Raw genomic sequence first — 26,870 nt, 5'->3', positions numbered from 1 at the left:
TAGATCATGAAGTTCCTAGCAAAATTATCGTCAGGTCTGTTCAATGTACCGCTAGAAGGACTGGAAAAGGAGAGAGCTTCGGGAACCGTACTAGTGCCGAACATATGCCGCATGTGTACGGCATCGTGCAGTATACTAGTAGAAGTCAAGGGTGGAAAGGCAGTAAGGGTTTACGGTAATCCCTACGCTGTGTACCACAACAAAGGACACGTGTGCCCTAGAGGGAACTCTGGGCCACTGCAGCTCGCTAACCCCGACGCGTTGAGGACTCCCCTCAGAAGGCGCGGTTCTGAGAGGGGAAGGTGGGACTTCGAAGAGATAGACTACAACGAGGCTATTACCGAAATAGCCAGCATAATAAGAGAAAAAATTGAGGAAGGGGCACCGTGGAAGGTGATATTAGTAGTAGGTCAAGCCGCCGGTGCAGCATACAACGACCCCATAAATATGGCCATAGCCCCCACAATAGGTACTGACAACGTAATTAACGTTCCACTCTCCACGTGTGTTGGCTCAAAGCTACTCTCTTGGGGATTCTCTGGGGCTCCGGGTCACCACGCCTTTTTGCTCCCAGACTATGAAAGGACCAAGTACTTCCTCTCTTTTGGAAGGAACCTAGGCGGTTCAGTCGCCGTAGGTCAGACAAGTAAGGCAGGAGCTAAGTTAGGGAATTACAAGTTAGTAGTTATGGATCCAAGGCTGAGCGAGTGGGCAGCAAAAGCAGACGAATGGGTACCGGTGAAGCCAGGTACCGACCTAGCGGTCTTTTTGGCGATGCTTAATATAATATTAAACGAAGGATTATACGACGAGACTTACCTAAGGAAGTACACCAATGCAGCGATGCTAATTCACAAAGACACGTTAGAACCAGCAAAGACAAAGAATATTGTGGTCAAGAACGTGTTGAAAGAGTTTGAAGCGATAGATTTCTTAGTGTTCGACGAGGCCTCGAACTCCTTCAAGTTCTCTAGGGACGCGAAGCTACCTTCTCTGACTTACGAGGGTGAGCTGGAAGGTGAACTTGTCACCACAGTTTTCAACGCACTAAAGGAACACCTCAAGGACTACACTCCTGAGTGGGCAGAGAAGGTCAGCGGAGTTCCCAAGGAAACTATAGAAAGACTTGCTGCCGAGTTCGCCTTGACCAAACCAGCGTCCATAGAGACAGGGTGGAGTGCTAACAAGTTCTTCAATCACTTCCAGCTGTACAGAGCGGCCGCCGTTCTCTCAATAGTCACTGGCAACTTCTTGAGGCCCGGAGGGGTAGTGCTCAGTATGGGCGGGATAGGGAAGGTACTACAGAGGGCAGCGCCTCCAGTAGCCGGCCCCCCTGTGAAGGAGAAGCCTTCCAAGTTATACGCGTACGAGAGCGAAACTCCGATATCACTCAGCGACGGCACCGTAACTAGAGGCCCGCTCATACCGTGGGGAAGGGGGTACCACGGTCTGCTTAAGTTCGTTGAAGAAAACAAAGGAGTAGTAATTATCGTGTTGGGCAGTAATCCCGCAAGGACGTTCGTTGGTCAAACCTTCCAAAAGGTTGCGAAACACCCCAATGTAGAGAAAATAATAGACATAGGGCTAATAAAGGATGATACGGTACTCTATAGTGACTTGTTCGTACCAGAGTGCGGCTACTTGGAGAGGTACAATTTACTCAGCGGGATCCCCTTTAGCTTGGCTAAAGGGTTCATGGCTGGCTTTCCAGCAGTGAAAACGAGATGTAAAGACATGTTAACTATATGGGCTGACATATTCAAAGGGCTTGGCCTCCTCGATAAATACCTAAACAAGCTCGAAAGCGTACTCTGCCCTAACTGCAACATAAAGGAGATTTTCGAAAAAGGAAACTTCGAAGAAATAATAAGTAAACAGTGTGAAAAGCAAGGAATAAACTTCTCCGACATAAAGAACAAAGGAATAGTATATCTAACCGATGAGTCTTGGGGCCTAGAGATGAATAAGAATATCTTAGAAAACGGCTGGCTGAATACAGCCAGCGGTAAAGTGGAAATATTACCAATTAAGCTATTAAAACTAATAAAGTCAAGGAAAGGCGAACTGAAGCCAGAGTGGCATCCATTACCCACGTGGGTGCCACCAATATGGATGAGGAGAGCTCTGGCCTCCGATGAGTTCGTGCTCTTGACTGGAAAAGAGAAGAACATGAGTTACACATGGTTGCAATCCAACCCGTTGTTGTCGTGGATCGTCGACGATCCCAAGAAGATATGGATAAACAAGTCTAGAGGTAAGATGCTGGGGATAGACGACGGCGAAATAATTGAGGTCTGTGCGGGCGAGGAGTGTATTAAGGGTCCCGTGAGGTTAACAGAAGGCATAGTCCCAGAAGCCATCTACGTCCCGCCGAATTACGGTTTTGAAGTAAAACTAACGTTCGGACGGTATAAGGACTTAAAGTTTAACGTACTCCAAGAACCTCTTCTAATAGATCCAGTCACGGGAACCCATTTGCTATCTGATGTTATAGTAAAGGTGAAGAGGTGAGAACTATGAAACCCGCTATGATAATAGATCTCAAAAAATGTGTAGGTTGCGGAGCTTGTACTGCTGCATGCGTAATGGAGAACCAATACAAAGGGGGTAAGGTGCCCGAACCGGGCGCTATAGGTAAGCTTTTGTCTAAAGTAATCAAATTGCGCAACTACGAAGGAACTCCGCTAGAAGAGGCAATAAAGAGGGTTGAGAACGGAGAAAGTCCAGAAGAAGTCCTAGGAAAGTTATTTATGACGAGAACTAGCGTAATAAGACTGGAGTGGGGCGAATTCCCCAGAGTCAGGACGGAGTTCTGGCATAGAATATGTAGGCACTGTGAAGACGCCCCCTGTGCACACGTTTGCCCCACTGGGGCCACCCAAGTCACGCGGGATGGAATCGTTGTGGTAGACAAGAACAAGTGTATTCTGTGCGGTGCGTGCATAGTCGCTTGTCCCCACGCGGCCAGGAGCGTAGACGTATACAGTAGAGCTGTAGATAAGTGCACCCTCTGCAACCACCGCATAAGTAAGGGGTTGTTGCCGGCTTGCGTGGAGACTTGTCCTACCGGAGCGCGCACCTTCGGTGACTTGGACGACCCGGCCTTCGTGAGCAAAATACCGAAGGAAAAACTAGAAGAGGGCGAGCGCGTCATAATTTTGGAATGAGCGTCCCTTCCCTTTTTGGTAAGAAGAATAACGCCGCGCTCGAAAGCGCGAAGGAATAGACTGCCAGTTCTATCAAATTTAAGGATGGCATAATCAAACCTCCGACCAGATAACCCAAACCCAGAGCTGCGTAGGCCAGTCCGTAGAGCTTCCCCTCCCCTCCTGCCTCAGCTATTATCGCTCTGACTACAACTTCAGTGTAAGCTATCGCCAGTCCCGCTAAGGGCAAGAAACGCCAGTCCTTCAAGCTTATAGACGACAAGGCGAACAAGGGAGCTAAGTAGGCGATCTTCCTAAACAACTTACCCATGAATAAGCTCGCTATTGCGTCTATTAACATCACGAACGCGTACCCCAAGATGGGCTGAGGCGCGGAAGCGACTGAGAGCAAGGGTTGCACGAAAGAAGCTCCTATAAGGAAGCTAAAAGCCACCGCAGAGCTCGCCTTCCACACAACTTCTCTCTTCTTCTTAGGTACGGCCCGCAAGTTCCTCAGCTTCAACAATATAAATATCATTATTGTGTACGGAATGAAGAATGCTAGCATAGACTTCTTCAGCCCAAAATAAGAGGAGAGCGCGAAGAGCGTCAGAGGGCCGGCCACTGCCCCCACTTGATCCATTACCTCTATTATGGCGAACGCCTTCCCCGGGTCGTCGACGTTGCTCGCAACCAAAGCGTCGCGGGCTGGTGACCTTATCGCCTTTCCAACCCTTTCCACAACGACAGCCGCTAAGAAGCTGACCAGCGAGGGCCACAACGCAGCTATTGGGTAAGCCGCTACTAGGGAGTAGCCCAGGAACATGAACAAGTAATGTGCTCCGAGCTTGTCGGCCATCACACCGCTTAAGGCCCTTAATGCGTAGCCCAAACCTTCGGAGGTTCCCGAAATTACTCCGAGCTCCTCGAGGTTCCTAATCTCTGCTGGTATAGCGGAACGTCCGCCCTCGTAGACGAAGTCAGCAAGCATACTGACGAGGCCGAAGAGATATTCTATCACTTCACCTCACCGCCATGCAATGCGAGTAAACTTTAATTCCCCGAATGTCACGTTCCTCCGCACGGGGTATACCAAGGCAATGTTCTTGTGGGGGCCATCCTTCTTCATAGAACCTTTGTTAACTGCACTAGTGCTGGCAATAATGGTAGGGCTATCCCCAATGATCAACAAAGTCCCTAAGGGCGAAAGGGGATTGAAGCTGTTCATGGGAATAACTCTCTTAGCTTATGTCGCGCTGCTCTACTCCGGCTATAACCTAATTGCTAGTACAATCGGCTTCAATGCGACGCTGTGGGGCTTTGCGATTTTCGTTACCGCGGTCGCGCTGGTACAGTGGTTGATAGCGCCGTTTTTAATAAATGTAATGTATCACGTTAAGCCCGCAGAGGAGGTTAGCCCGAGGTTAGTGGAAATAGTAAGGGAGCTAGCGGCTAAAGCGGGGTTCAAGAAGCCACCAAAGGTCTTCGTAGCCGACGTGAACCTCCCCAACGCCTTTGCGTATGGTAATTTTCTTACAGGCAAGTATGTTGCTATCACGAGAGGGATGCTGAACGTAGCAACTGAGGAAGAACTTAAAGCAGTCATAGGCCACGAGCTGGGGCACCACCGCCACGGGGACGTCTGGCTCATATTGGCGCTCTCGCTGGCGCCCATGCTTATCTACTACCTCGGTAGGGTATTAGTAGACTGGGGGTTCTTCTCGGGCATCACGAATAGGGACGAGAGGAATAACGGCAGCGCGCTTATGTTAGTAGGAATGGCACTTCTGGCGATAGGTATCGTTCTCAACTTCGTCTTGCTTCAGTTCAACAGGTTGAGGGAATACTACGCGGACGTGCACGGCGCAAAGGTCGGTGGGAAGAGAAACATGCAGAGAGCTTTGGCCAGGATATACTTGGCGTTCGAAAACTTGAAGAACGACCCGGTCCTCAAAGAGGAAGTTGCCCGCTTCGTTGACTCGCCCGCAAAAATGCTGTTTATATACGCTTTCGCCGAGCCGTTTTACGACATAGACAGCATAGTGGAGAGGCTAAAGAGAGAGAAGACGAACCCTATAGTTGAGCTGTTCATGAGTCACCCGCCTATACCCAAAAGGTTGAAGTTCCTGGACACTATATAGCTCAAAATATAGCTCAAAACCTAAGCTCCCAGCGGCAACGTTATCCCTATTTTTAAAGGTATTGTTATATTATAGTTCCCCATACTTATATTGTGTAACGCCAAGTATATGTCTATTATCAATGCCAATATACTAAAGCTTAGCCATAATATCATAGCTATGGTAAGGACGTCTTGTAACGTGATGCCCTTCTTCCTCACTGTTTTCAACCATCCTCTAGGACGGCCGGATTATCATAAAACCCTTTCCTCGGTCCATGGGAGTTACCTCACCCAAAGCTCGGCGACCGCTCTACCGTCCTCATCGGGCCCCTCTCCCGAAGAACTCCGAGAGGGTCTTGTGACGACGCACTTTATGCTCTACTACCCGCGAAAAGTCGTCCCTCACCGGCTCGTATACAAACTTGAAGAATGAATTTGGATTGACGAGGACCGAGTAGGGGAAGCTCGAGACGTACTCCAGAGATCTGTCCCAAGCTATCTCGAAGGGGAGCCCAGAGCTTTCGAAGCGCCTCCACACTTGCTTGTAGAAGTCCTCTGGCCTTTGAGTCTTGTCTCCCATACAGAACCATTGACCGCATACTGGAGCCTTGTCCTTTAGGGGCCTTAGGGGCTGAAGTTTCTCTATCTTCTTCAAGACCTTCTCGTCGTAACCAGGGGGCTTTCTCATAGACCTCGGGTTGTAGTAGTACTTCAACCAGGCGTAGAATATAGCCCGGTTTAACCCAAAACTCAAGGCCTTCATTAAATTGCCCATAATCAAGTAATACCTAACGGCTTGGAGAAGGGCCATCACCGGGAACCGCCCGGGGTGTTCGAACTTCTGAGGGACTTCCCTCTCACATCTCCTAACGAACTCCTCCAGACTTCCTTCACAAAAGTCTATCGCTTCCTCGTTTGGCCTACGTAAAGGGAAGAAGGGACCGGAAGGCGAGCGCGTGTAGGGCGCGGGAGGAAACCTCTCGATCGTTATGACCTCGTAGAAGGTCTCCAGTCCCGCCTCCTCCGCCACCTTGCGGGCCAAGTAGGAAGGGGTGGTCATCTTGAGACCTTCAAAGCACTTTCTACTAATTAAAACATAAACTTCCGATGCGTTGCTTAGGAACCACGGGGAAGTCCCGTGCTTGCGGAGTGTCTTATATACTATCTCCCATGAATCTGGCCTAACCTTTAACACCAAGTCTGAAGCGTATTTCTCCTTACCCTTGTACAAGTCTGCGCTCGCATAGACCGTCCTCGCCCACGGAAACTTCTTGAGCCACGCCTCTAGCTCCCCGTCGAATATTATGGGCTCGCCGTTCCAGTAGCGGGTGAACTCGCCCTCTCCCTCGAAACCCAACCACCTCATCTTTAGGTAATCTATTAATTCGTCGGTAACTTTTACAAAAGGCGTGACCCCCACCCGAACCTCTATCTAGTGCGCGTGTCAGAGATTAATCGGAGGGCGGATGAGCGACCACGCAGGAGCTGAGGGATGACGAAGGGCCAAAGGCTGGTGACGCCTCAAGTTAGGTCTCCGCAGCTGCAATAAACTTCGTGGACGATATCGTACAGCTCCTTCAACCCTTCTTTGGTCTTCGCCGACACAAGTATGGCCCTCTCCGGAGGGGAGTACATCTCAACTACCTTTATCAAATCTATTATCATATCGCCGGCCACCCCGCCCACTTTGTTCGCGATCGAGCGGGCGAACTCCTCCGGGTTCTCTATAAGGAGGCTAATGATTTCTACGTCTTTGTTGCTTAGAAGGTCGACCTTGTTTATCACCGTAACTACTTGGAGCTCTGACTTTGCTTGGAGCATTAAGCTCAACATATAGCTTATCAACAAGTCCTCCGGATGGGAGGCCAGCGAGCCGTCAACTATGTATATAATTAATACGGGCCTCAACCTCTCCAACCGCTTTAAAAATTGTGTACCCTCCGGCCTGAACAAGAACATCTCCAATTGTCCTGGTGTATCTATCAAGACGTAGTCGGAGAACCCCCTAAATACCTTATGCTTAATTATTTCCTTGGAGTAGTGACCTAGCAACTCAGCCGCTTTCAAAAAGGCGCCGTTGGGTCCCAGTCCGTACTTCTGCATTATCTCTTTAATTGTAAATAGCTGGCGCACGTCGAAGTCCGGTACGTACGGGAGGACCTCTGCGCCAGGGTCTAAATTGGCTATCGAGATCTTCAATCCAACTTCCTCCCTTATCCAGTCACTGAAGGAAGCGACCAGACTGCTCTTGCCCGACCCGGCGGTTCCGGCGAACACCACGAACATGGCTCTCCTCCGGACCAGTCCTTAAGGAAGAGTTAAGAGCTGGGAGAGGCTCTCACACGCCGCGTGGATCCAGTAGAGGAACGAGTTTAGCGTGGCCCTGAGCGCCCTCAAATCTTCAGCCTCTATTACTACTTTGTTACCGAGCGCGTAGACCTTAACCCTCTTCTCGGAGGGTGGGTCTAGGACCTCCCTCTTCAAAGCCCTCAAGACGGCTCTGGAACAAGGCCCTTTGAGCTCTACCTCAGCTCTCCCCTTCCACAACTCCCCTCACCCTTAGAGAGGGGCCTACCGGGGCACGCGAGCCCGGCGTCCTGAAGAGGACCTCGAAGCCCGTCTCGTAGGGTTCGATGTCCACTATTAAGTCGTAGTCGCCCGCGTCCTCTTCCTTCTCTATCAGCGGTAATCCCAATAGATCCGAAAGCTTCTTGGCCACCTCGAATATTTCCGGAATAAGAGAATAAGCTCTAATGCCGACCCTTCTCACGTTGTAAACCCTCTTGCCCCTCTCTGAGGAGAGAGTCACCCCCTTGAGCCTTATCGTTCCTCTGGGTATCAGCTCTGCATCTACGACCTCATAGACCTCTAAGGAGGACGGGTTTCCGTGATGTTCCTTGACTATTATTACTCTATTGGCTTCCTCCTCGGCCGCTATTGCTCCCAACAGCTCCATCGAAAGCTTTCCCCTACTAAGCTTGAACGAACCCGGAAGGACGGATACCAAGTCCTTGACGAAGGTCCTGGTCCTAGGAGAGGGTGAATATGCAGTTGTTATTAAGATTTTCAAAAACGCTTACCTCCTCTCCGGCTTAGCCCCCCAAGCCTTGTTTAGGCCAGAGACCGGCACATATGCCGCCCCGGCGAACACTCTGCCACACTTCTCGCACTTCCAGAGCCCGACCGCGAGCCTCTTCACATAGCCCTTTATTCCGCAGTACGGACAAGTGTGGGGAGCATAACGGGCCTCCATCACTTGTTTCCACTGTTTTCTCAGAGTAGAACCATACCTCGCGCCGAAACGGCCGGCTATGCCTACAACTTTGGTCCTCTTGCCCATAGCTTTCCCCCCGCCCCCGCTCTGAGGGAGATTTAAAGCATCTCGACGCTCTTGTGGGCCCCAGGCCTTAGTCGGGGTTCTGACCGGACCTCCGGGGAGAGGTGGGGGGAGCGCGTGGTGCCGCCGCCGGGATTTGAACCCGGGTCACGGGCTTGAAAGGCCCGCATACTTGGCCGGGCTATACTACGGCGGCCCCGGGCATACGGAACTTGACCTACTTATAAGCTTTCAAGCTTTCTTTTTAAAGATGATGTAGTAGCCGAGTATTATTAAAGGAACGGGATCGAGGGCCAAAGCCTTGGCCACGAAGGGCTCAGGACCTATCACTTCTGGCCTGGTTGCGAACAAGCTTATGCTCTTATCTTCCACCCAGAGAAGGCCCAACCAAGCTAGGGACAGCTTCAAGGTCCTCGGTACTATTAAGCCCCCTACCAAGCTGATTATTCTCATAGCGTCCAACACGACAGCGACCAATACGCTGACTCTCGTTGCAGACTTGTATAACCTTCCGTAGTTTTTATCGTAGATAACTATTAATATAAAGGCTACTACCGTAGCGAAGGCTGCAGCCGGGTTTAAGAAGTTTGTCGAGCCCCCGAACGTCGAGAAGTCTAAGTAACCAACTACCATTGATATTACAAACAATAATATAAATATCATCGCTTCGATGGGGTTCATCGATATACCCCCGCCAACTCCTCGAAGGAGGCTATAATCCGATCCGCCACCAACCAGTGGTCGAGGACTGTGGGGAAAATGTAATACCTCTTCCTGGCCAGCTTATAAGCGTCTAAACCGAAGTCTCCTCGAGGGAAGCCCCCGACGACTACTGGGAGGCCCTCGGCCTCCCCAGCCACCTTTTTCGGGCTTACCAACGACGCCTTGGGATCCATTAAAATTATCCCATCGCTCCCTATAATCCTCTTCACTAAATATTTGAGATTCATATTCTTTATTTCCAACATAGGCTCTTCGCTGTCCGGAGGAACTCGCCCCTCTTCGAAGAGTTGTTCCATTATACCTAGGAACCTCTCGTAACTCCTAATGGGCTTCATCTTCGGATTTACAAATATTACCAAGTCGTCTCTGGTATGTACGTAAACCCTCAACATCCTCCGCACGTTCAGGGGCGAAGACAAAGCTGCCGCCAAGAACATGAAAACTATGTCCGGTCTCCCTCTGTTCTCTTTATCTTTTAATTTAGCCATTGCGTGGTAATGATAGCTCTTGTCCAAGATGACTTTGGTAGGAGGCTTGTTCCTCCTTTCGGCGTACTTCCTAACTTCCGGGTGCCCAGCTATTTCTCTAGGCACTAGCTCGAGGGCAGAATAGGCCATTATCAGATGTAGAACTCTCTTAATGCCTTACCCCGAGGGCCCTACGGTCCCGGGGGTTAAGGTGAACTCGACATGAACGGCGACCACTGCCCCTTCGCCAAGAGGATCAACAAGTTGTTGTACTTGTGCTTAGTGGACGGGAAGACGTACCCGGACATCTTAGGCCTCCACACCAAAAGGTGGAGGGAATGCTCTTTGTTTAGGGAAGGGCTTGCCCGGCTGGACGCCGTCCAAAAGTGCTTGGTGAGGGCCGGAAAGCTCGGCGTGGAGGTAGTAGAACGCGTACTCGAGATGCTAGAAGAAGGCGTGTTCATACCGAGTGACTGTCCCAAAAAGAAGTCTTGCTCCTCGTGCCCCTGCAACTACGAGGGCGAGTGTTTGTTGGGTATCAAGTGAGAGCCGTCACAGGATTGCGCCTCGAAGGGAAACCCCTCCCTACAGAAGGCGTAGCTCATGCCTAACCTCTTAGCCTCCTCCACCACGGGCCTCAACAACTCTCGCCTTAAGGCCTCTGGCAAGTATGAGTACCCCCCGACCTTAACTCCCCTCTTATAGAGCTCTTTCAAATGTGGGAAAATTTTTGTCATCCTCCTCAAATTGTCCGGCTTTGCTTTGTAGGTCGATGTGGTTACGTGTTTTATGCCTACACTTCTCAATAACTTCAACATATCCTTTATTTCGTCTTCAGAGTCGTTAACTCCGGGGATTATAGGGTCTATTCTAACCCCTACCGGAACCTTGCCCGAGACCTTCTTGATTGCTTCAACCCTTTCCGAAGGTGATGGTGCGCCGGGCTCCATAATTCTGGCCAACCTCTCGTCTAAGGTAGTAATCGTAACCATTATTGCACCTATTCCATCGATTAAGTCGACGTCCCTCTCGAAGAGCACGCCCTTTGTGGTTATGAGGACTTTGTATCCATACTTTCTGAGCAGTTCTAGCGCTCCTCTGGTCAACCCCAGCTTCTCCTCTATAGGAGGGTAGGGGTCACTGGAAGTGGACATGTTCACTATCTTTGAGTTATTCGCCTTTCTTAAGTCCCGCTCTAACCTTTCTAAGAAGTTCTTTTTGGGATAGAACTTCTTCCCAATGTACGAGGTCGCATAACAATAGAGACAAGAGAACGGACACCCGGTGTAAGGCTGGAGGCTGTATTTCCTAGGACACGTGCACAATGGTCCGTTCCACGGGTCGAACTCCCTAAGTACTTCGAACCTCACAGCTCTACGTTGGCGTGCTGCATTCTTAAGTCTTCTTCACTCTTACCCAACCTGTTCATGAGTTCTACTACCAAGCTGTCCAAGAAGGCTTGGACGGTTATCTCGAAGAGCGTTCCGAGGGGCGCGAGGGGCTCGTGTTGGCCAAGGATTTGACGGGAGAAGTAGTCTTGGGACTTCGACAGCTTCGTCCTGCCCGGTATTTCCACGACGATGTCTGCCAGCTTTCCAAGCGGAGAATTGGGGTAACTAGTGAGCACTACGACCGTAGCTCCTACTTGTTTGGCCGCCTCAGCAGCGGCCAGTACGAGCTTCGTGCTCCCGGAGCCTGAGATAGCTATCGCCACGTCGCCCTCTCTTACACTAGGAACTATGGTATCTCCCAATACGTAAGCGTTATAACCTAGGTGCATTAACCTCATAGCGAAAGCCCTGGCAACCAAGCCGCTCCGGCCGGCTCCCATAACTAGTACCTTACTCTCCGCAGTGTTATAGACTTTGACTAGTAAGTTGGCGAACTCTTCTACTTGGTGCTCCTTCAACATCTTGCTGGCGAAGTATATAAACGTGGCCATTTCCCTCATAGTATCGAGTAAGTACTTCACTCGCTCCCTCGCAGAGCTCCGAGAGAGTGTTTTTATAGATCTCTCAATTCGGCTCTCCTAATTACATATATCCAGTCATAGGGACCTCTCCTAACCACCTCGCCCTCCACGTATATTCTCTTTTTATATAAAGGGGCTTTTAGCACGAGGGTCTCTGCCTCGCCGCCCTCGAAGGCCGGATTGAAACCATACTTCCTCGCGCGCCTTATTATCTCCTCCACATCCTCGGCTGTTAAGACCTTCCCTAAGAACTCCGGTCCCAGTCCTTCTGCTGCCACCCTGACTAAGATAAACTCGAAACCTTGCCTTACCAACATCCTCATGTATTCTTCTTGATTAATTCTCCAGATGGGGTTAACGGGAACTAGACCGACTTCCTTGGCGAAGTAACCCAACCTCTGTCTCTGGTAGTCTGAGAGCAATGCTCCTGAGACCAAGTACTTGGCGCCCCGTTCCTTGGCAGCGACCATCAAGTCCCTTATCGCGTCGTCGTCGCCTTCAGCAAATATCCACTCGACGCCCACCGCTTTCGCTTGAAGCCCCACCGCCTCTACCGCAATGAACTGGAGGAGCTCCGAGTCCTCTGGGGGCTTAAGTGTGAGGAGGCAACAAACCTCGAAGCCGTGAAGAGCTGCCCAGTGCAAGACGTAGTTGCTGTCTTTGCCCCCAGAGGCCAGAGCAGCGACTTTCAAAGAACGACTACCCCCCAACCCTTCAACAGTCTCTTAACAGCTCTGTATACCGAATAGACCATTATTTCACTTATCTTGCTTACGACTTTATAACGCGCTTTCACCTCTATCTCTGCGACCTCCGAAGAAATCCTAAGTTTGTACTCTGACCCCGACACCATATTGTCTGCAATAATCTTAGTACTTGGATCTACTTTACTTGCCAGGACGGCTGCCATTAATGTGTTAATGTCCTCTTTAACTTTAATTAGTTCTCTAAGTGCAGATCCTTCGTAAACAGTAACTGGCAAGTTTAGGCCCTCCGGCTCCAAGCCGGCTTCCCGCAGTATGTTGCTCAACTGATCGGGACTCCTCCTAATCCATATGGACACGTCCTTAAGCGAGTCTAGGGAGAGAGCCTCCAAGGCGTCCATAGCGGGCAAGGCCCCGAAGGGCACCACTGCGTACTTCTTGCATTCCCCGCTCAGCGCCTCTACTTCCTCTATTACTCTTCTTTCAGAGAAGATCGCGGCGCTAACCACTACCACGTGAGAACAGTTTCTCAGCGAGTTCCTTACTACGTCGAGCGCTTTTTCGGCTCCTACGTCCTCGACCACTACCTCCGCCCCTAGTTTGAAAACCTCTTCCTCACCAACTATGATTACCTTTTCGTTGACGGATTGGCCGACGTCCTTATAGTCCATACAACAGAGGTATAGCTTCCTGACGTCGTCGTCTTTCTTCAGTAGTTCTACCAGATACGTGTTTAGCCGCTTTGAGCCTACGAGCGCCACTGACACCTCTATGCCCTAGGCTCTCACAGCTCCCCACGGAGTTATGAGCTTCTCGAAATCAAGGCCTTCAAGACGCCTACCAAGAAGGCGAGTCCGGCTACTAGCAACCACGCACCGTTTTGTATTGTTGGGTCACCATACTCTTTCGGCAAAGCGGGCTTCGCAGGAGGGGGGTTTACTAAGACTAAAGCTTTAGTTCCAGTAATAACCATTTTCTCCAACGTGTGGGGCGTATAGGGCAAGTAGCTGATGGTCCAGCTTAAGGTTCCGTTGTTGCCCGCGCCGTCCGAATAGGCTATGGTCAAAGTAAACGGAGGAGGGGGGAGGGTTACTTGAAGGTTTACAGAGGTCTTAGACGGCTCCGCTTTCAACAACGTGGTAGTGGTTCTTCCCTTCACAGCTATTACCTCCACCCGCGAGACGTTGCATGGGTCGGAGAGGCCCTTCACTACGAGTATATCGTGGTCCACAACAACCTCGTGCGGAGAGGGCGGGCTTCGGTCGTTGCACGGAGCGGCGAACAGCAGTCCTAAGCTGAATAATAAAGCTATTACGTTCCTCATAACCGCTCTGCCGGAAAGGCGAGATGAAGTCTACAATTATTACCTTACTCTCTCTGGCGTTGACGTTCGCTGCAGTGGGACTAAACGCCCAAGTGAGGGCTCTTGTGCCCTCAGAGGGCGCGTGGGTCGCTGTAACTGACAAGGGTTTGGTGGTCCTCCCTCACCCTCTCAACGCCACAGTCCTCGAAAAGAACGTAAAAGTAATTTGTAAGACTCCCTACCTAAAGGTGTATGTCCCTACAGACGCCCCCGCCGGCTGCGTAGTAGAGACCTTACCCCTTTTACAACCGCCGAAGCCGAAGGTAGTTTGGAACGCCACTGTGCTCTCAAACTTCACGTGCGAGGGGAGATACTTATTCTCCCAGCTGTTGGACTCACTATCAAAAGGCGACGGAGTAGTCGTGATCTACCCTCTGGAGAACACTATATGCAAGAGGGTAAAGACGGAAGTGAGGAAAGAAAACGAGACCTTGGTCGTATCAATCCACGTAGAGAAAATAAAATCATGGCTGGACATATGTCCGCCCTCCAAGTTGACTGACGTCGTGGTCGCTTGGGGTAAAGCGAAGGCTGTGAAAGTCGTTATAGACGGCAAGGTCGTGCTGGAAGGACGTAACCCCAGACCTCCTTAACGCCCACCCTAACTACTTTTGTGCCGTCAGGTTTCACGTACAAAGCTCCCTTAACCTTAACCCTTTCACACTCTACGAGTACCTTCAAGAATGCGCTTTCATAGCTCTCAACCACGATCTCCCCAGCACGCCTTCTATGAGGGTAGTAGAATGTCCGCTCGTCCAAGGGGTCTAGGTAGAGTTCGTCTACAAAAGAGCCTATAAACGTGGCTGCGCTGGAACCGTACTTCTCGAAGCTTCTCTTAACGTACGAAAAGGATACGGGCGTCCCCTCGAAGTTAGCCCGCAATGCCTTAGAGTACATGCTTTTCACCACCGAAGGTGGTAGACCCAACCTCTTGGCTACGCTAATTACCCAATAGGTCTCCGCACCCAACTTCTCGCTACCGGACAGCTCAATCCACGCCGTTATCGGATCACTGTAAATTAGTAAGTCTATGTCCGACAGCGCGTGGTGCTTTCTTAGTAATAGAGATCCACCCAAGCCGATCTTTCCGATAAGGACGTCGCTCAGCTTCAAAACCTTGTACTCTAACTCATCCTTCGGGGCTGATAAAACCTCTTCGAAACGCTCCAAGGGGTCCGGCGCTTCAACGACCTCGTCCTCGCACACTAAGGGTACCTCGGTGCCAAAGTTGGGGTCGTAAACTACACGCCCTTGAAGGACTGCCGTCGGCGAGTACTCCTCGACCAAGCGACGGAAGCCCTTCCAGAGGCCGTCCCCCGCCCGGTACTTGTGGTAGGCTACGTAACACCCCGGAGGATGCTCGTAGCCCACGACCACGGCTATCGAGTCCTTCAGCAAGAGTAGTCTCTTGTCTTCTAATGGCCACATATGAATAAATCACCGGGAGGGCGTAGCAGTGGGGCAACAAGTTTGAACGCGTCCCCGATGAGGTTTTACTTAGGCCTTCCGCCAGAGACCTTGAAAAGACTAACCAAGAAAAAGGAAGTTCTAGAAGAAATTATGAAGATAACAAAGACTAAAGTAAAGATAGAGGGCGGAAGGGTTATAATAGAGCCCACAGATGAGAGCACTTCGTTAGACCTCTTGAACGCTAAGAACTTGCTTCAGGCGATAGCTCTCGGATTCGACGTAGACACGGCCACCCTACTCTTAAGAGACGAATACGTGATGGAGATTATAGACCTTCGCGACATATTGATAAATCGTAAAGACGACAAGGAGTTGAGGAGAATCTTGGGCAGAATAATTGGGAAGCACGGAAAAGCTAAGAGGAACATAGAAGAAATAGCCAAGGTTAAGCTAAGCATCTCTGACGGCATTGTAGCAATAATAGGCGAGTACGAAAACGTTGAGGCCGCAAAGAAAGCCATAGAAGAAATAATAGAGGGGAAGATGCACTCGACGGTCTACCGGAACTTGGAAAGCTCTATGAGGTACTTAAAGAGGCGCAACCTAATGAGATATTGGGAAGATCTCCCTTAGCCTCGGTATCAGTTTCAGCGCCGAGTAGGCCTCGCTGGGGTGTTTGAGCGAGACTTCCAAGGCTATTCTCCAAAGCGCCCCATCGAAGAGGTCGACCGGGGGGTCCATCCCTCGAAGCTTAGCGTACACGGCTACCTCGTACGGCAGCAATATGTACGCAGGGTTCTTGGAGATGTAGGGGTCGGCTAAAGTTAGAGCTTCTTCGTCGTTTTCGTAAAACGCTTTCAACATGAAGTATAGTACTTTATCAATAGAGAAGGCCTTTATTTCGCCACCCTTCGTGAGTTTTGCTGTTATTCCGCGCCTCCTAAGCGTTTCAGCCAACATGTGAGCCTCTATCACGCCCAACGTGGTATCGATAGTGTACCCTGCTATAGCTGAGCGCAGTTTTATCTTTTTAAATGAATTCCACAACCTGCGTTCAACCAGTCTGAGGAAGTGCTTCTTACACAACGGCGTTCCGGACGAAGGGTGTTTTATTACGGCCGGACGCCCGCAATAACACTTTAGTCCTCTAGTCCGAGCTCGTCCATACTCCATATTAACCTCAACCTCTCCTTCACGGCCTCCAAATTGCTCGGATCATCTATGAGGTCCCCTAACAACCCAAACACGTACGGATTTAACATCTCTGGACCTTCTACGATCTTTTCTCTCAGTTCCTCTATGTACCTCCTTATTTCATCTCTGTCCCCTCCGACCGAGGCGTAGTAAGCTGCCATTGCCGCAACGGAAGCTAAGAATCTGTTTGCTGAATCCACGTCTTCCTTCTCTATAAACTTCGAGTAAATTTTTACTACATCGTCTACGGGCGGTAAGAACAAGCTCCTTCCCTTGGGAGCCCTTCGATTAGCAATATATAGGTTTATGAGGTAAAGGCGCACTCGTCGTACGTTGCAACCTCTCCTGGCGACTCCTCTACTTCAACCTTACAACAGTCAGCATCGACCTCGTCCTTAACCCTGCTGCAAACGTAGTGAGCCATTATTTCTCCCGAAACTATAGGGTAAGGTAGAACGGCCACACGGACCTTTATCCCCAACGCTTCCTCCAAGACCTCTTTGAGGCCGTTTGGGCCCAGCCACAGCTTGGCGTCTGGTTCAGGCACGATCAAGCTGAACCGTAACGGATCTATTATCTCGTTTACTACATTTCGTAACTTGACGGCGTCCATTACCCAAGCGCTTACCCCTTCCTTACAAACGACTACCCTAACTCTCCAATTGTGGCCGTGTAGAGTGCCGGCCGGGCTGAGGCGGGGGTTCGTGTAGTGGGCCGCAGGAAACTTTTCCTCTACGCTGATACACGTAAGGGTCAACTCGTACCTACCGCGGAAGAGAAGGGACGCCGCCCTTTTACTGTTTGAAAGGCCTTAAGTGTTCTGGGCGAACTATTATCGTTTTGTACACGTCACCATCCCTTACCTTCACCAAGTACGCCTTCCCCCTCTTGCCCACCACTTCGCCAACCTTTCCACAGAACCTCCTGTGGGGCAGTCCCGACCATATTGCCGGGTTGGGATCAATTATTACTTTGTCGCCCGGTTTGTAATCTATTAATACTAGGCTGAGCGGCGGTACTGCTCCCTTCTCCCTCACCCTCTTCTTGTATATGTGCCTGGTCCGGTGCCTCCAACCCCTTGGCGCCTTTACCAAGCCCTCAACACCCCCACAGGATTAATGAGGAAGATTAAAACCCTTTGAGGGACGAGCCTTGAATTTGATGCGCGCAAGCTACCGGGGCGTCGACAAGGAGTGTCCTCGTGAGGGCGGTTTGGTTACGATAGAGGTCCTCACGGGCGGCTCCGAGAAACACGTGGTAGAGGTATACGAAGAATGTAAACCGAAAGCGCTTGCCTTGATCGCAGGGCCGTCGAAAAACGCTTTGGCTGCGGCGCTGGAAGCGGCGGCCGCACTACCCAAGGCTGGAGTTTTTTTCGTGAAGTCTGCTGAAGAGAGGGAGAAAGTACTTAATGTTCTCAACAGGATGGATAAGTTCTTCGGTGCCAGAGTTGCCCTCATAGGCAGGAGGGCCCCGTGGCTGGTGGCACCAGGATATACGGAAGAGGACTTGATGAGTATTTTCGACATTAAGGTAGAACGCGTCGAAAAGTCATTAATAGCAGAAAAGCTCGAGAGGTTGAAGTACGACGAAGTAAAGGATTTAGTTGAGTCAGTCAAGGTAGGCGCGACGAAGGTTGAAGTAAAACGCGAGGACTTGGTTGAGGCGGCCAAGCTCCACGCGGCCCTCAGCGAAGTCCTAAAAGGTTACAGAGCTGCTGCGATAAGTTGTTTCGAGTTAATAAAGGACTTCGCCGTAACTCCGTGCTTAAGCGTAGCACTGCTGAACGCTGCTAACGTACCCACGGCGTGCGAAGGAGACGTTAACTCATTGATTTCGCAGATCTTGACCTACTCGGCCCGAGGGAGAGTGGGCGGCATATTCAACTTAGACTACGTTGAGGCGAAATTAGTTGCGTTTGCGCACTGCACCGCGCCCTTGACGCTGTTGGACCGGTACGACCTCACCTATCACTACGAGACAGGCCTTCCGATAGCCATCAGAGGTTATGTTGATAAAGGTAAGGAGATAACGTCGATCCGGTTGAGTAAGCTCGGATACGAGCTATTAGAGGGCTTCACTGTCGAGGGCCAAGATCTGGACGCGTGCAGGACCCAGATATGGGCTGAAGTGGAGGAAGAGCCCAGCCCCATAGGGAACCATCGGGTCGTTGTGGACGGAAGGGTCAAGCGTGTCTTGCTCCAGCTCCTTCGCTCCCTCGGACTCCATAAAGCCTAGCTATCTCCCTTAAGTTATGTTCGAACTCTCTCGCTTCCTTCTCGGCTTCCTTTAAGTCGCTTAAGTATTCTTCACGATTCCCCCCTACGAACTCGCACTCTTTAAGCATTCTTTCCTTCGTGATGGGATTTAATGTATTAACTACATAAAAGCGTGGGTCAAGGCCGTACCTAGTGTAGATATAATCGTGCAAGTCGGTTGCGCGGAGAGACGGCATATCGTCAAACTTGATTACTATGTTGAATGTCTTCAATATTTGGTCATAGCATATCATTACGTATCTTATAGGAAAGTATTCGAACGCCCTTTTTAACGCATTAATCAACATCTTCTTCCTTATCTCATTTAATTTTCTCTCGTCCAAGCATCGACCCACTCAAAGGTAGAAGTACAACACTATAATAGCTAACGCCGCCTCGATTGCCAGTATTAACTCAACTACTTCCTTCTCCTTTGCACAACCCTTCAATACATTTAGTGCCTTCATAGCGAGGTGTGTGACACTATAGGGCCTATCGTACGGGACTTCCAAACACTCGCCCACCGGTATCCCCCAGCTCTCTTTTTCAACTCCGTTCTTCTTTCCATACAAATATAATGCTAGCTCCACGAAGTACGGCAAGAAGAGTATCAACGCAGGGCCCTCCATATTTCCTACTATAGCGGTCACGGCTATAGCGGAGCCAACAGAGTACGTCAGAACGTCGCCGGGAAATACCCTCGCTGGGTACCAATTCAACTTCAAAAACCCTAACGCAGCGCCCACGGCGGATATCGACACAACTAGAGCCGCCAAACTGCCGTGCGTATAGGCCAGCACGCTTAAAGTCGAAAATATTATTATAGCCATCCCGGCCTCTAATCCGTTTAGTCCGGCTACCATGTTGAACGCGTTAGTAGCGCCCACTACGCCCACGGGAACGATGAAGAGGGGGTACAACAACCCTAAATCCTTGCAGCCTATTAGGGGCAAGCACATAGTGCTGACGCCGGCCTTTATTGCCATTAGAGGTATAGCTATGGGAAACGTAGAGAGTACCTTGGTTCTGTGGCTCAACCCTTTCTTCCATCCTAAGACGTCATCAATAAAGCCTACAAAAGCTGCCATTAGGACGGTATTAAGTGCTGCCAGCACGTAGAGGCACCACAGGCTTCCGTCCGCTAGGAACGACCCTAAGGCAACAGATGCGAGAACGCCCATTGAGAAGCCCATGACGAAACCTATTCCCCCGGCCTCGGGCACGTAAACCGTGTAGGGCTTATTGACGTCCCGACCCACCAGTTCCCTCTTTTTGGCCGCATCTATCCACTTCAAACTGACGATATATGATGTTATAAGTGCTACTACGAAGGACGTGCTGGCGAAGAGCGTTGACGTCGGCATCAAAGGGTCGCGTCCCGTGGGGTCCAGGGGGCAGGCTAATCATATCGTTTTCACTTTCCCTACCGCTGGCGTTAGGAATGGGTACCTACTTTGGGCTTGTCTACAACCCGTTGTTAATTGTTGCAACGCTTATCTCGTGGAGCCTCTATTACACTGTCGTGGGGGTCGTCGCCTCGTTTGTGATCGACGAAGCCGGACCCGCCATAGGCTCTCTCTTCCTCTTGTTGATCCTCGCCTTTGTTGACTTTATCCACAAAATGTTTATGTCTCTTCCTATTAGCGCGTCGTACTCGTTCGAATACTTCTTAGTAGCTAAGACCATTATTGAGGTCGGTGCTGGTTACCAACAACAAGGCCTTACGGGTACACCCCGTTGAATTAGGTACTTTTTGACTTCTCCGACGGTAAACTTGCCGTAGTGGAACACGCTCGCCGCTAAAGCGGCATCAGCCTTACCCTTGGTCAAGACGGAATAGAAGTGATCCAACTCGCCGGCCCCTCCGGAAGCTATTACCGGTATACTCACCGCCTCGCTCACCGACCTAGTCAGCTCTATGTCGTAACCTCTCTGAGTTCCGTCGTAGTCTATCGAAGTTAGCAGTATCTCGCCCGCTCCCAGCTCCTCTACCTTCTTTGCCCACATGACGGCGTCCAATCCGGTAGGCACTCTGCCAGCACTGACGTAGACTTCCCATCCGTTCTCCTTCCTCATCGCGTCTATTGCCACTACCACCGCTTGGGAGCCAAACTCCTCTGCGGCCGCAGTTATTAACGAGGGGTCCTTTACGGCAGCCGTATTTATACTGACCTTATCGGCGCCCGCCTTGAGCAATTTCTCTATATGTTCTAAACTCCTAACCCCGCCACCGACCGTCAGGGGAACGCTCAAGCTTTCTGCAGTCCTCCTAACTACGTCAACCATAGTCTCCCTCCCTTCGGGGGTAGCAGATATGTCCAAGAATACTATCTCATCGGCGCCTTGTTCTTGATAATAAGTTGCTAATTCCACAGGATCTCCGGCGTCCTTCAAGTTTCTAAAACTGACGCCTTTCACTACCCTGCCGTTCTTTACGTCCAGACAGGGGATTATTCGCTTGGCCAACGGCAAAGCGTGCGACCCTCTAGGGTTTAGGGGGCATGGGCAAGTACTAAAAACTGGTTTCACTCACCTACCTTTCTAAAAATCAGCGCTAACACGGCCAGCAATACCATCAAACCTGCCGTCAGAGAGGCCGGGACGTAGACGGCAGCTATGTTTTCGACTGTAGACGTGATGATGTCAGTTATTTGTTTGGTTATGAAAGTGGTTGTAGTCACTGTAATTGCCCTGAACGCAGTGAATGTAGTAGTTAATACGGTGCTCTCTGTTGAAGTCACAGTCTCTGTAAAGCTAACGGTAAATATCTCGATTATAGTACTAGTTATGGTCCTAAATTCAGTTAACGTTTTAGTAATCGTTGAGAAGATCGTGGTGGGTAGAGTTACTGTGGAGACCAGCGTCTTAGTTAAGTAGAATGTAACGGGATGGTAGATGTCGCGGTAGAGCGTGGTCGTGACAGTACTGTATATTGTCTTTATTATAGCAGTTATGGTAGTATACACTGTGGTATACGTAGTTTTGGTTAGAGTGGTGTATACTACCTTCTGCCCTTGAGGAGCCATCGTAACTGTCATGTAAACTGTAGTGTATGTAGTTTTGGTTACCGGCAGTATTAAGGTTGAAGGGTTGTTCGGAATTAACGTGGCTGTCACGGTGGTCGTGGTGTACGTAGTACTAGTGACGGTAGTATAAGTAGTATAAGCGTTAGCTTGAGCTAATAACACGGGCAGTATAGACAGTACGGTCAGAAACTCCTTTTTGTTCATAGGTCCTCTCCGGTGTGAGGTCAGACGTCCTCCTTTTATTTTACTCGTAATGAGAACTTCACCTATTCACCAAATAGTTTAATGCTATCAGTACAGCCAACAACGCCCAGCCCAGTACTAATATGACCTTGAAGAACCTCTTGAATCCTTCAAGGAGTTCTATCAAGGCGTATAGTACTGTCAAAGTTACCATGAATATTATGAAATCACCATATTTGGAAGCTAAGGAAGGATTCTTGGAGAAGACATAAAGCTGAAGGTAGTGTGCTACGACCTCACGAAGCCTTGAGAAGACCATCCCCAGTAAATTTATTAACGCGTTAATCGCCTCTTTTTCGTTCAATACTTAATCCCGCAGTCTTTCTTGGTTTTCCTAGATTTATTTCTCACGGGTCTAGCCGGCACTTCCACTATTATCAGGACGTTGTCTAGTATCTCAGTATAGGCGTTCCTAATAGCATTAGAACCCCTCCCCAACGCCTTCGCTATCTCCTCTTGGGTAAGCATGGACTTCTGGTCTATCGCTAGAAGTCGCAAGGCCAGATATATGATTCCGCCCGCATATGAGCTAATATATTTGCTACCTAAGCTGTCTTTTTTGGCCTTCACGAGAGCACCAGAGATCTTGTATATAGTTTCTAACACTAAGGTCTTTCTTGCAAGCTGTAGGTTGGAATGTAATTCGAGATAGCTCAATAAAGTCTCTGCCACCTTCGCTACTCTCTCTTTTGTAGTAGTCTTACATACTAAGAACTTCTCTCCGGCTACTCTCGCCCTCCCGTGAACTATTGCGTCGTGTACTAGTACGTAGAGCTCCTTAACTATTTTCTGTTCTTCAGGATCTAAGTTTAATCTATTTAAGATTACCTCCGGAGGTATATAGGAGCCGCACTCCTTTATCACCGCTAATATTGTTGCTAACCCTACCTTTCTCCTATACTCTATGTCCCTCTTTCTGTACTCTTTAGGGAGCAAATCGTATATTCTGTCGGAAACGACGTGCGCGTTCATTATTATTTGCTTACCCAAGGGGGTTCCGAACGTCCTCGCTATGAGCGAGGAGTATTCTTCAATCCCCTTCTTGACATCAGCTATGAAGCTCTCTTTGTCGTCTCCTATCTTCAGTCGGCTGTTGAGCCTCGCCATCCTTTTGAACTTGGGCTTGCGTGCTTCTCTAATATCTATTGTGCTCCCCAATCCTTTATCGTGAAGGTTAACGGTCAAAACGCCTCGACTTACTATGGGTTTGTTGTCACTCCCATAACCCTCGAAGGAGTCGAAGCTGACCTCCCTCGACTCCTGCACTACTGCACCACAGTTGGCGCAGACTAGGTCGCCCATCTCATTATAAACTATGTAAGTACTGCCGCAGACAGGGCACCTGAGGGGACTTCCGACGCTCGTACTCACTCGCGCTCACCTCCTCTTTCCATTATCCTTTTTAACATTTACGACAGGTTTGGCTACCACGAAGGGCTCTTCTACCGGTCCGATAATGTCTAGAACTTTCATAATTTTGTCATCTACCTCTATCTTGTCTCCGATTCTTGGAATTTCTTCGTCCTTCACCTTAAAGACATATATTCCAGTCCGGGTGACCTTGTAAGTTCTGAGCTCCAATACCCAGTCCCCGTGTTATGTAGGTATTACCAAATCCGCTTATTATTCGGTTGGAACCAGTCGTCTACTTCTGATACCTTCTCCTCCGTAGCCCCTCGGCCAGAAGCTTCATCACCTCGCGCTTGCTCCCCTTTTTCTCTATTAGGACGGGGCCCTCCTTGTTCCACCACTCTCTAGGGTACCTCCCTTCTAGGGGTCTGGCTTCCAAACCCAAAGCCTTAGCGACCTCCAGTAGCTCGCGCTGCGAGGGCTTCGCCACGGCGAGTTCTCGAGGGACCCGTCGCCCCTCCTTCCTGCTCAAGGACGAGTCGAAGTACTGAGGCCACAAAATTACGTACTTTCCTTCGTACCTCTTCAGCGCCATTTTATATCTCACTCCCTCTCGACCAAGACTGCGTTGACTACTCCATCTTGACCTGGTCGAGAGGTAACTACTGCTACTCCCAGTTCAGTCTCTATCTTTGTCCCCTTTACTATGATGCCGTGTCTCGCTAACTCCTTATTGGCCGGAGTCTCGAGCACTCTCAGTATCTTTACCTTTTTTGTCACATTCTCGCTGGGGTCTACGACGTTGGCGTAAGCGACGTACCTGAGCCTTACCTTAATGTTGCCTCCCCGGACCCTTTCTATCTTCCTCTTCTCTTTGTCTGCCAAAGTGGTGTTCGTCGGATAACGACCCATCCAATATTTCCTTTTGACTTTCCTATGTCTCCTCTTCTTCCCTCCAGTTATCTTCTTCAAATCCGGACCGTGGTAAACTCCCAAAGTCGTTTCCCCGCCCGCTTCCAACGAGCGCTTTATTTTTTCACTCTCATTGCACGTGCCAAGGGGGGCCGGACATAGTACGCTTACTCATTGTTACAACAGGCCTTCCGGGGTCGGGGAAGGGAACCTTTGCAGAAGTCGCAAAATCGTTGGGCATACCGGTAATAATCATGGGCGATGTAGTGAGAGAAGAGACTAAAAAGAGAGAGCTGGAGTTGACCTCAGATAACTTGGCCAGAGTGGCCTCAGAGTTGCGCTCCAAGTACGGCAAAGACGTGTTGGCCAGATTGGTGATAGACAGAATAGAGCAAGAGTACAAGGAGCATTGTGTGGTGCTGGTCGACGGCTGCAGGAGCCCCGAAGAGTTAGAAGCCTTCAAAAGCTACGCGAAAGTAATAGTCATAGCGATCGATGCGCCCTTCGAACTCAGAGTCAAGAGGCTTTCCGCTAGGGCACGTGCCGACGATTTTGGGGACGCGGCCGAGATACTTAAGAAAAGGGACGAGAAAGAGGTTAAACTCGGCCTTAAGAAACTCATGGAAGATGCCGACTTTGTCATTCCAAATACTAAGGACATCGAAAGCTTCGTCAAAAGGGCCAGATTTATCCTAAGGGGAATTCTTGAGGAAGCTTGTAACACGTAATTTCCATTTAACCCCGTAAGCACGAAGGAGGGGCGAGGCGGTAAAATGGCTAAGAAGAGGCTACCCAGGGTCGGCGAACTCGTCGTCGCTACCGTCAGAGAAGTGTTTGACTACGGAGCTTACGTCACGTTAGACGAATACAACGACATGGAAGCCTACCTACCTTGGAGTGAGGTAGCTTCTAGGTGGGTCCGAAACATAAGACAAGTGTTGAAAGAGAACCAGAAGATCGTGTGTAAGGTTATCAGAGTCAACAAGAAGAGAGGCACCGTAGACCTTTCGCTGAAGAAAGTAACCGATTCTGAGAGAAAGAGAAAGATGTACATGTATAAGAGGTTTAAGAAAGGCGAAAACTTACTGAAGCTCGTAGCTGAGTCGCTCGGCGAAGACTACGAGAAGCTGTACAATATGTTAGAGCCTCACATTCAAAAGCACTTCGGAGACTTGCTCGGAGTTTTCGAAGAAGCTGCCTTAGGAGGGGAAGAGGTGCTAACAAAGCTAGGCATTCCAGAAGAAGTGGCCAAAGCTATATTAGAAATCGCTAAGACACATATAAAGATCAAACCTGCAAAGGTAGTGGGCATGGCTGTGTTACAATCGTTCGCGTCCGACGGCGTTGACCGGATTAGGAGAACTCTCATGAGTGCTTACGACTTCATCAAAGGCGATGAGATAAACGTGAGGGTCTATACTATAGGAGCGCCCAGATACATGGTAGAGGTGACCGCCTTGGACTACAAGACTGCAGGGAAGACCCTCGAGGCCATAGGAGAGAAGATCATAGAAGAAGCCAAGACGGAAGGGCTAGAAGTGGCCAAATTCGAACAGGTGGGAGGGAAATGAAGTTCTTAATAAGAAGGTGTATGAAGTGTGGTAGATACACCTTCAAGGAGGTGTGTCCGATATGCGGCGAGGGGACGGTAGTACCGCACCCGCCGAGGTTCAGTCCGGAAGACAAGTACGTAAAGTACAGAGTTCTCGCAAAACTTACCAAGGGACGTCCTTCAACCGGAGATAATAGGCTATCAAGTTAGTTAATTTGTGTAATATAATTATTATTATTGCACCCAACACTATGTACCTCCACCTAGGTTCCCACCCAACCGCCACCATGAACGCCGTAGCTCCGACGTAGAAGTCGAGCTGGTCAACCAAAGGAAGAGGGGCGCCCCTCTTCAAACCCATTCTCCTCTTAAAGAAGGAAGAGACCACGTCTCCCGTAAGGGCTCCGAGAGCGCCCATCAAACCGTACACGAACAAGGTAGGCGATTCGAGAAGCGCAGACTCTACGCACGCTATTGTCGAACCGAATACTAACCCTACTAACACTCCTTCCCACGTCTTTCCGTCACCCAGTATGCGCCTCCCGTCCCAAAACGCCTTCCAGAAGTCCAAAGGCGTACCCCTCCCCACGAAGACCGGAGAGGCGTTAGCAACCATGGCGGGAGCGTAGTAGATGGCCAAGTACAGCAAAACCCGTGACAGCGCGTTTAGATAATCCACATCTCCTCACCCCCTTCGTAGTTCACATGCATGACCACCTTTCCATGTTTGAAGGCGACTTCAATTATGACGCTGGCCCACGGCTCCACGTAGTTGAAGAACGGTGGCCTTTCAGTGAGGCCGCTGGTCCTCAGTAATATAAAGGCCCTATTTCCTGACGCTCTAGTATATTCCTTCAAGTACCAAGAAACGAAAGCTATCATCTTTCTAACGTTTCTAATCCCAGTTAGCTCTTCTGGTTCTATTACTGCTACGCTCATATTTTTCCTCATAGCCTCGTTAAGCTTTATTATGAGCTCTCTCGCGTTATCGACCTCCGACACTAGACCGTTCTCAACGAAGTACCCCAGGTACGAAAGGTGTGAGGGTAATAGGAACGCCGTCTCTTCGTCGCAACCCAAAATGGAGGGCA

At 49.9% G+C, this 26,870-nt stretch carries 41 protein-coding genes and 1 tRNA gene; 10 read left to right on the top strand and 32 right to left on the bottom strand.

Features of this window, described 5'->3' with window-relative positions:
* Window positions 1-6 precede the first annotated feature (6 nt).
* Together AC1HCZ_RS03580 and AC1HCZ_RS03575 are read left to right on the top strand one after the other, a co-directional pair.
* A complete protein-coding gene (locus tag AC1HCZ_RS03580; protein WP_479462174.1) occupies window positions 7-2,511 on the top strand; it encodes a molybdopterin-containing oxidoreductase family protein in 2,505 nt (834 codons plus the stop codon).
* Window positions 2,512-2,516: 5 nt separating this feature from the next.
* The gene (locus tag AC1HCZ_RS03575; protein WP_479462173.1) at window positions 2,517-3,167 is read left to right on the top strand and encodes a 4Fe-4S dicluster domain-containing protein; all 651 of its coding nucleotides are present in this window, start codon (window positions 2,517-2,519) and stop codon (window positions 3,165-3,167) included.
* On the opposite strand, the gene AC1HCZ_RS03570 is transcribed toward AC1HCZ_RS03575, so the two are convergent.
* On the bottom strand, window positions 3,151-4,167 hold the full coding sequence (locus AC1HCZ_RS03570; protein ID WP_479462172.1) for an MFS transporter: 1,017 nt from the start codon (window positions 4,165-4,167) through the stop codon (window positions 3,151-3,153). The two genes, AC1HCZ_RS03575 and AC1HCZ_RS03570, sit on opposite strands and share 17 nt — an antisense overlap.
* Window positions 4,168-4,246: 79 nt before the next feature.
* Here AC1HCZ_RS03570 and AC1HCZ_RS03565 point away from each other — a divergent pair, with 79 nt between their 5' ends.
* Entirely contained in the window at window positions 4,247-5,287 is a 1,041-nt protein-coding gene (locus AC1HCZ_RS03565; protein WP_479462171.1) for a zinc metalloprotease HtpX, read from the top strand.
* Between the two features lie 20 nt (window positions 5,288-5,307).
* Here the strand turns inward: AC1HCZ_RS03565 and AC1HCZ_RS03560 are convergent, their stop codons facing one another.
* The 9 genes from AC1HCZ_RS03560 to AC1HCZ_RS03520 form a co-directional block, all read right to left on the bottom strand.
* Window positions 5,308-5,487: a hypothetical protein gene (locus AC1HCZ_RS03560; protein WP_479462170.1), complete on the bottom strand. Its 180-nt coding sequence runs from the start codon at window positions 5,485-5,487 to the stop codon at window positions 5,308-5,310.
* A 100-nt stretch (window positions 5,488-5,587) separates the two neighbouring features.
* The gene (locus AC1HCZ_RS03555; protein ID WP_479462169.1) at window positions 5,588-6,688 is read right to left on the bottom strand and encodes a hypothetical protein; all 1,101 of its coding nucleotides are present in this window, start codon (window positions 6,686-6,688) and stop codon (window positions 5,588-5,590) included.
* Between the two features lie 101 nt (window positions 6,689-6,789).
* Entirely contained in the window at window positions 6,790-7,554 is a 765-nt protein-coding gene (locus AC1HCZ_RS03550) for an ATP/GTP-binding protein (protein ID WP_479462168.1), read from the bottom strand.
* Window positions 7,555-7,575: 21 nt separating this feature from the next.
* On the bottom strand, window positions 7,576-7,815 hold the full coding sequence (locus AC1HCZ_RS03545) for a KEOPS complex subunit Pcc1 (protein WP_479462167.1): 240 nt from the start codon (window positions 7,813-7,815) through the stop codon (window positions 7,576-7,578).
* Window positions 7,796-8,338, bottom strand: a complete 543-nt coding sequence (locus tag AC1HCZ_RS03540) for a Brix domain-containing protein (RefSeq protein WP_479462166.1) — start codon at window positions 8,336-8,338, stop codon at window positions 7,796-7,798. Before AC1HCZ_RS03540 ends, AC1HCZ_RS03545 begins: the two co-directional genes overlap by 20 nt.
* Window positions 8,339-8,344: 6 nt before the next feature.
* Window positions 8,345-8,608 (bottom strand): 50S ribosomal protein L37ae, encoded by a 264-nt coding sequence (locus tag AC1HCZ_RS03535; protein ID WP_479462165.1) that lies wholly within the window; start codon window positions 8,606-8,608, stop codon window positions 8,345-8,347.
* Window positions 8,609-8,723: 115 nt separating this feature from the next.
* Window positions 8,724-8,801, bottom strand: a tRNA-Glu gene (locus tag AC1HCZ_RS03530).
* Between the two features lie 35 nt (window positions 8,802-8,836).
* Window positions 8,837-9,286 (bottom strand): hypothetical protein, encoded by a 450-nt coding sequence (locus tag AC1HCZ_RS03525; RefSeq protein ID WP_479462164.1) that lies wholly within the window; start codon window positions 9,284-9,286, stop codon window positions 8,837-8,839.
* On the bottom strand, window positions 9,283-9,945 hold the full coding sequence (locus AC1HCZ_RS03520; protein ID WP_479462163.1) for a 16S rRNA methyltransferase: 663 nt from the start codon (window positions 9,943-9,945) through the stop codon (window positions 9,283-9,285). The genes AC1HCZ_RS03525 and AC1HCZ_RS03520 overlap by 4 nt, the downstream gene beginning before the upstream one ends.
* 72 nt (window positions 9,946-10,017) lie before the next feature.
* On the opposite strand from AC1HCZ_RS03520, the gene AC1HCZ_RS03515 reads away from it, so the two are divergent.
* A complete protein-coding gene (locus AC1HCZ_RS03515) occupies window positions 10,018-10,341 on the top strand; it encodes a hypothetical protein (protein ID WP_479462162.1) in 324 nt (107 codons plus the stop codon).
* On the opposite strand, the gene AC1HCZ_RS03510 is transcribed toward AC1HCZ_RS03515, so the two are convergent.
* From AC1HCZ_RS03510 to AC1HCZ_RS03490, 5 genes are read right to left on the bottom strand one after another with little or no spacing between them, the layout of a single operon-like run.
* Window positions 10,308-11,165, bottom strand: a complete 858-nt coding sequence (locus AC1HCZ_RS03510; protein WP_479462161.1) for an SPL family radical SAM protein — start codon at window positions 11,163-11,165, stop codon at window positions 10,308-10,310. The genes AC1HCZ_RS03515 and AC1HCZ_RS03510 overlap by 34 nt on opposite strands.
* Complete coding sequence (gene hxlB, locus AC1HCZ_RS03505; RefSeq protein WP_479462160.1) at window positions 11,162-11,767, bottom strand: 6-phospho-3-hexuloisomerase; 606 nt, start codon at window positions 11,765-11,767, stop codon at window positions 11,162-11,164. Before hxlB ends, AC1HCZ_RS03510 begins: the two co-directional genes overlap by 4 nt.
* Window positions 11,768-11,799: 32 nt before the next feature.
* On the bottom strand, window positions 11,800-12,459 hold the full coding sequence (locus AC1HCZ_RS03500) for a Dph6-related ATP pyrophosphatase (protein WP_479462159.1): 660 nt from the start codon (window positions 12,457-12,459) through the stop codon (window positions 11,800-11,802).
* Window positions 12,456-13,238: a hypothetical protein gene (locus AC1HCZ_RS03495; protein WP_479462158.1), complete on the bottom strand. Its 783-nt coding sequence runs from the start codon at window positions 13,236-13,238 to the stop codon at window positions 12,456-12,458. The genes AC1HCZ_RS03500 and AC1HCZ_RS03495 overlap by 4 nt, the downstream gene beginning before the upstream one ends.
* A 35-nt stretch (window positions 13,239-13,273) precedes the next feature.
* The gene (locus AC1HCZ_RS03490) at window positions 13,274-13,795 is read right to left on the bottom strand and encodes a hypothetical protein (protein WP_479462157.1); all 522 of its coding nucleotides are present in this window, start codon (window positions 13,793-13,795) and stop codon (window positions 13,274-13,276) included.
* 23 nt (window positions 13,796-13,818) lie between these two features.
* Here AC1HCZ_RS03490 and AC1HCZ_RS03485 point away from each other — a divergent pair, with 23 nt between their 5' ends.
* Entirely contained in the window at window positions 13,819-14,427 is a 609-nt protein-coding gene (locus AC1HCZ_RS03485) for a hypothetical protein (protein WP_479462156.1), read from the top strand.
* Here AC1HCZ_RS03485 and AC1HCZ_RS03480 read toward each other — a convergent pair.
* Window positions 14,378-15,262 carry a hypothetical protein gene (locus tag AC1HCZ_RS03480; RefSeq protein ID WP_479462155.1) on the bottom strand — a complete coding sequence of 295 codons (885 nt, stop codon included), beginning with the start codon at window positions 15,260-15,262 and terminating at the stop codon, window positions 14,378-14,380. The two genes, AC1HCZ_RS03485 and AC1HCZ_RS03480, sit on opposite strands and share 50 nt — an antisense overlap.
* Before the next feature lie 42 nt (window positions 15,263-15,304).
* On the opposite strand from AC1HCZ_RS03480, the gene AC1HCZ_RS03475 reads away from it, so the two are divergent.
* Window positions 15,305-15,877, top strand: coding sequence for a KH domain-containing protein (locus AC1HCZ_RS03475; RefSeq protein ID WP_479462154.1), 573 nt, complete (start codon window positions 15,305-15,307; stop codon window positions 15,875-15,877).
* Here the strand turns inward: AC1HCZ_RS03475 and AC1HCZ_RS03470 are convergent.
* Genes AC1HCZ_RS03470 through AC1HCZ_RS03455 form a run of 4 tightly spaced genes read right to left on the bottom strand, consistent with a single transcriptional unit; the run spans window position 15,848 to window position 17,532 of the window.
* A complete protein-coding gene (locus AC1HCZ_RS03470) occupies window positions 15,848-16,417 on the bottom strand; it encodes a hypothetical protein (RefSeq protein ID WP_479462153.1) in 570 nt (189 codons plus the stop codon). The two genes, AC1HCZ_RS03475 and AC1HCZ_RS03470, sit on opposite strands and share 30 nt — an antisense overlap.
* Window positions 16,384-16,701, bottom strand: coding sequence for a hypothetical protein (locus tag AC1HCZ_RS03465; protein WP_479462152.1), 318 nt, complete (start codon window positions 16,699-16,701; stop codon window positions 16,384-16,386). Before AC1HCZ_RS03465 ends, AC1HCZ_RS03470 begins: the two co-directional genes overlap by 34 nt.
* Before the next feature lie 41 nt (window positions 16,702-16,742).
* Complete coding sequence (locus AC1HCZ_RS03460) at window positions 16,743-17,195, bottom strand: 6-carboxytetrahydropterin synthase (protein WP_479462151.1); 453 nt, start codon at window positions 17,193-17,195, stop codon at window positions 16,743-16,745.
* A gap of 37 nt (window positions 17,196-17,232) precedes the next feature.
* On the bottom strand, window positions 17,233-17,532 hold the full coding sequence (locus tag AC1HCZ_RS03455) for a 50S ribosomal protein L21e (RefSeq protein WP_479462150.1): 300 nt from the start codon (window positions 17,530-17,532) through the stop codon (window positions 17,233-17,235).
* Window positions 17,533-17,596: 64 nt separating this feature from the next.
* Here AC1HCZ_RS03455 and AC1HCZ_RS03450 point away from each other — a divergent pair, with 64 nt between their 5' ends.
* A complete protein-coding gene (locus tag AC1HCZ_RS03450; RefSeq protein WP_479462149.1) occupies window positions 17,597-18,676 on the top strand; it encodes a hypothetical protein in 1,080 nt (359 codons plus the stop codon).
* Here the strand turns inward: AC1HCZ_RS03450 and AC1HCZ_RS03445 are convergent.
* The 10 genes from AC1HCZ_RS03445 to AC1HCZ_RS03400 all read right to left on the bottom strand — a co-directional run bounded on the left by AC1HCZ_RS03445 (window position 18,624) and on the right by AC1HCZ_RS03400 (window position 24,311).
* On the bottom strand, window positions 18,624-19,040 hold the full coding sequence (locus AC1HCZ_RS03445) for a hypothetical protein (RefSeq protein ID WP_479462148.1): 417 nt from the start codon (window positions 19,038-19,040) through the stop codon (window positions 18,624-18,626). The genes AC1HCZ_RS03450 and AC1HCZ_RS03445 overlap by 53 nt on opposite strands.
* 12 nt (window positions 19,041-19,052) lie before the next feature.
* A complete protein-coding gene (locus AC1HCZ_RS03440) occupies window positions 19,053-20,060 on the bottom strand; it encodes an MraY family glycosyltransferase (protein ID WP_479462147.1) in 1,008 nt (335 codons plus the stop codon).
* 148 nt (window positions 20,061-20,208) lie between these two features.
* A complete protein-coding gene (locus AC1HCZ_RS03435; protein WP_479462146.1) occupies window positions 20,209-20,382 on the bottom strand; it encodes a hypothetical protein in 174 nt (57 codons plus the stop codon).
* Between the two features lie 18 nt (window positions 20,383-20,400).
* A complete protein-coding gene (gene hisF / locus AC1HCZ_RS03430; protein ID WP_479462145.1) occupies window positions 20,401-21,168 on the bottom strand; it encodes an imidazole glycerol phosphate synthase subunit HisF in 768 nt (255 codons plus the stop codon).
* Between the two features lie 53 nt (window positions 21,169-21,221).
* Entirely contained in the window at window positions 21,222-21,926 is a 705-nt protein-coding gene (locus tag AC1HCZ_RS03425; RefSeq protein WP_479462144.1) for a hypothetical protein, read from the bottom strand.
* 58 nt (window positions 21,927-21,984) lie between these two features.
* A complete protein-coding gene (locus AC1HCZ_RS03420; RefSeq protein ID WP_479462143.1) occupies window positions 21,985-22,269 on the bottom strand; it encodes a hypothetical protein in 285 nt (94 codons plus the stop codon).
* A complete protein-coding gene (locus AC1HCZ_RS03415; protein ID WP_479462142.1) occupies window positions 22,266-23,336 on the bottom strand; it encodes a TFIIB-type zinc ribbon-containing protein in 1,071 nt (356 codons plus the stop codon). The genes AC1HCZ_RS03420 and AC1HCZ_RS03415 overlap by 4 nt, the downstream gene beginning before the upstream one ends.
* Window positions 23,337-23,342: 6 nt before the next feature.
* Entirely contained in the window at window positions 23,343-23,546 is a 204-nt protein-coding gene (locus tag AC1HCZ_RS03410; protein WP_479462141.1) for an H/ACA ribonucleoprotein complex subunit GAR1/NAF1, read from the bottom strand.
* Window positions 23,547-23,610: 64 nt separating this feature from the next.
* On the bottom strand, window positions 23,611-23,910 hold the full coding sequence (locus tag AC1HCZ_RS03405) for a signal recognition particle subunit SRP19/SEC65 family protein (protein WP_479462140.1): 300 nt from the start codon (window positions 23,908-23,910) through the stop codon (window positions 23,611-23,613).
* Window positions 23,911-23,918: 8 nt separating this feature from the next.
* Complete coding sequence (locus AC1HCZ_RS03400; protein ID WP_479462139.1) at window positions 23,919-24,311, bottom strand: 30S ribosomal protein S8e; 393 nt, start codon at window positions 24,309-24,311, stop codon at window positions 23,919-23,921.
* A gap of 74 nt (window positions 24,312-24,385) precedes the next feature.
* On the opposite strand from AC1HCZ_RS03400, the gene AC1HCZ_RS03395 reads away from it, so the two are divergent.
* Genes AC1HCZ_RS03395 through AC1HCZ_RS03385 form a run of 3 tightly spaced genes read left to right on the top strand, consistent with a single transcriptional unit; the run spans window position 24,386 to window position 25,989 of the window.
* Complete coding sequence (locus AC1HCZ_RS03395) at window positions 24,386-24,955, top strand: nucleoside monophosphate kinase (RefSeq protein ID WP_479462192.1); 570 nt, start codon at window positions 24,386-24,388, stop codon at window positions 24,953-24,955.
* A 45-nt stretch (window positions 24,956-25,000) separates the two neighbouring features.
* Window positions 25,001-25,798: a translation initiation factor IF-2 subunit alpha gene (locus AC1HCZ_RS03390; RefSeq protein ID WP_479462138.1), complete on the top strand. Its 798-nt coding sequence runs from the start codon at window positions 25,001-25,003 to the stop codon at window positions 25,796-25,798.
* Entirely contained in the window at window positions 25,795-25,989 is a 195-nt protein-coding gene (locus AC1HCZ_RS03385) for an RNA-protein complex protein Nop10 (protein ID WP_479462137.1), read from the top strand. Before AC1HCZ_RS03390 ends, AC1HCZ_RS03385 begins: the two co-directional genes overlap by 4 nt.
* Here the strand turns inward: AC1HCZ_RS03385 and AC1HCZ_RS03380 are convergent.
* Together AC1HCZ_RS03380 and AC1HCZ_RS03375 are read right to left on the bottom strand one after the other, a co-directional pair.
* Window positions 25,943-26,428: a CDP-2,3-bis-(O-geranylgeranyl)-sn-glycerol synthase gene (locus AC1HCZ_RS03380; protein WP_479462136.1), complete on the bottom strand. Its 486-nt coding sequence runs from the start codon at window positions 26,426-26,428 to the stop codon at window positions 25,943-25,945. The genes AC1HCZ_RS03385 and AC1HCZ_RS03380 overlap by 47 nt on opposite strands.
* 17 nt (window positions 26,429-26,445) lie before the next feature.
* Window positions 26,446-26,859, bottom strand: a complete 414-nt coding sequence (locus AC1HCZ_RS03375; protein ID WP_479462135.1) for a hypothetical protein — start codon at window positions 26,857-26,859, stop codon at window positions 26,446-26,448.
* Window positions 26,860-26,870 lie beyond the last annotated feature (11 nt).

The organism is Ignicoccus sp. (assembly GCF_056435145.1).
Note: the sequence above shows the minus strand (reverse complement) of the source record. Positions and strands in the feature narration are given on the sequence as shown.